This window comes from Kitasatospora sp. NPDC054795 (assembly GCF_053611565.1).
The window spans coordinates 1-2,545 of sequence record NZ_JBSHAP010000281.1; the positions used below are offsets into that span (position 1 = coordinate 1).

Genomic DNA, 2,545 nt, shown 5'->3' on the forward strand with positions numbered 1-2,545 from the left:
GCGACGGACCCTTCGGGGCCCGTCGCCGGCGCGGAGTGCCTCATCAGAAGATGCTGGAGGCCACGTTCGCCAGGGTGCCTGCGAGCTTGCCCCAGTCGAAGTCGGCTTCGACGCCGGGGGTGTCGCCCAGGGCGCCGCCGGTGCGGCGGGTGCGGTCCACCGGCTCCGCCAGCTTCGGGAGCTGCGGCGTGGGGGTCCACGTCCGGCGCTCCTCACGGAATTCTTCGTTGGTCATTTCTGCTCATCCCTTTCTCGTCGTGCTGGTTGCACTCCGTCCTCGGCGAGGCCCGTCGGGGCGGGGCGTCAGAGGGCCGCATAGCACATGCTCCGGGCGGGGCCGGTGAGGCCGGCGCAGGCCGACCGGGCCGGTACGACGCCCGGGCTGCCGGACAGCGTTCCGGCCTCGTCCCGGCCGTCCCGGCGGACCGGTGGGGCGAGGACCGGCAGTCTCGGCGTGGGCTTGGGGAGCCCTGCGGGGGTTTTCATGATCCGTCTCCTCCTGACGGGTGGTGTGGGGGCGTCCGGTCGGCGTGGACACCGACGGTGCCGGGTACTCAGGACTCCAGGAACTGGTGGGCCGGTGCCAGGGTGACGGGGAACTCGTCGCTGACGTCGATCGTGAACAGCATGGAGACCCGCGCGTGCCGGTCGTCCTCGGGGTCGAAGAAGGTCACCTTCACGTCCTGGCAGTCCGATCCCATGCGGCAGTACGGGCTCTTCGCGACGGAGATGGTGTCGATGCAGTACAGGGAGATCGGCTTGCCGGAATCCGTCACGGTGCTGGGGACGCTCTGGCCCAGCAGCATGGCCTTGCTGATCGGGCCGGCGATCGAGAACGCGTTCGTCCCGGCGGAGTTCAGCGCCCGGTCGGCGGAGGTCTGCCCGAGGTTGCGGAACTGGTAGTAGACCTTGTCGAGGAACGCGTCCATGGTCTTGCGGACGTAGGTCTCGTCGACCGTCAGCGAATCGTGGTGCGCCTGGTGCATGACGGCCTTCACCACGGCGTCCACCAGCTGCTTCTGGTACCAGATGTAGACGCCACGGCTCTTGACCTCGACGACTGGCACGACCTGTCCGGAGAAGAGCCGGACGGTCCGGTCGGTCAGCCGACCGGGTATCGAGATCCGGGAGATGTAGCCGTCCTCGTCCTGGGTGTACTTGTGCTGGCCGAGGTACGCGTCCCGGAAGGACCGGTAGATCGTGGACACCGGGGCGGCGGGCGCGGCGAGTGCCAGCAGGGCGTCCGCGAGCTTGCTGCGGTCGTTGACGATCGACTCCACCTCCTCCTTCGTCCCGAGCTGCACCAGGGGGTTGCTGGTCCAGTCCATGCCGGCCGCGGGTTCGGCCTCCAGCGCGTAGACGGGTGTGCTCTCCAGGTTCAGCGTCCAGGTGACCTTGTCGGAGGCCCACGGGTTGGCGGTCAGGTACCTGTGCAGCTGGTCGGCGTCGTAGGGATTGGCGGGCAGTTCCTTCGTCACATCGGGCTTGCCTACGACCGGCACCTCGACGGGGTCCATCAGCTGGCGGAAACTGTCCCGGCGGGCCTCGGTGAGGAAGTCCACGCCGACCTGGCCGATCGCGAACACCAGCGGGCGGTTGTTGGTGGAGGCACAGGAGGGCCGGACGCCGCCGCCCGAGGGTGCGCCACCCGACGGCACGGATCCCGACGGCACGGCCCCTGGCAGCCCGGCCCCCGAGGGCCCGCCGCCCTGGCACGCGCAGGGGGCCGCCGGGGCCTGGCCGGGCACCGTCGCGCCGGTGGACGGTGCGGGCGCGGCCACGGTGGGCGCGGTCAGTGGCATGGGCGGCGGGACGGCGGGGGCGCCCGCGGGCTGGGCGCCCGAGGCGGTGGCGCCCGTCACCCCGGCGGCTGCGGCCGGGGCGACGGCTTCGTACGGTGCGGTCTGCGCGGCCGGTGAGGCCTGGACGGCCTCCGGGCCCGGTACCGCCTGGGCGGCAGGGGCCACCTGTGCGGCCGGTGCGACCTGGGGGGCTTGAACGGCCTCGGCGGTGGCGACGGGAACGCTCTGGGTGTCCATGGTGCTGGCTCCCTCGTGCGAGTCGTAAGGGGAGGTCCCGAGCAGCGAGGGTGCGCCGGCCGTGGCGACCCCGACCTCGGGGGAGAGGGTGGTGCGGCGGGTGCCGTCCGCCGTGGTCCCGGCAGTGGCCGGCCGGTCCGTCAGGTCTCCTCGGGTGATCAGCTCGTAGGCCCGGGCCGCGTCCAGGTGGCCGACCAGTCGGCGTCGGCACTCGGGTGCGTCGGCGGGTGCGCAGGGCACGGACCGCGCGCCCCGCAACAGGGCCTGGCGGGCCGCCCGCGGGTCGGGTGGGCGCCCCGCGCGCACCTGCGTGCCGACCAGCAGGGCGGCGACCCCGGACACCAGCGGTGTGGCGAAGCTGCTGCCGGTCAGGGTGGCGGCGCCCCCCCCCGGGGGGGCGCCGGCGGCCGGTCGGGGGGGGGGGTCAGGGGTGGGGGGGGGGGCACGGGGAAGGAGGGGAGGGAGACGACCACGCCGGGCTCGATGTTGGACGTGTACTCCCCCCC

Annotated in this window: 3 protein-coding genes; all 3 read right to left on the reverse strand. The window is 73.1% G+C overall.

Features of this window, described 5'->3' with window-relative positions; translation table 11 throughout:
• Positions 1-43: 43 nt before the first annotated feature.
• Positions 44-235, reverse strand: coding sequence for a hypothetical protein (locus ACWGJO_RS41410; protein ID WP_452190941.1), 192 nt, complete (start codon positions 233-235; stop codon positions 44-46).
• Positions 236-303: 68 nt separating this feature from the next.
• A complete protein-coding gene (locus ACWGJO_RS41415) occupies positions 304-486 on the reverse strand; it encodes a hypothetical protein (RefSeq protein ID WP_380545118.1) in 183 nt (60 codons plus the stop codon).
• A 68-nt stretch (positions 487-554) separates the two neighbouring features.
• Positions 555-2,381: a cyanobactin maturation protease PatG family protein gene (locus ACWGJO_RS41420; RefSeq protein ID WP_452190942.1), complete on the reverse strand. Its 1,827-nt coding sequence runs from the start codon at positions 2,379-2,381 to the stop codon at positions 555-557.
• Between the last annotated feature and the right edge of the window lie 164 nt (positions 2,382-2,545).

Coding starts and splice junctions, on each gene's coding strand:
- ACWGJO_RS41415 (WP_380545118.1), bottom strand. CDS start 486: ATGAAAACCCCCGCAGGGCTCCCCAAGCCCACGCCGAGACTGCCGGTC.
- ACWGJO_RS41410 (WP_452190941.1), bottom strand. CDS start 235: ATGACCAACGAAGAATTCCGTGAGGAGCGCCGGACGTGGACCCCCACG.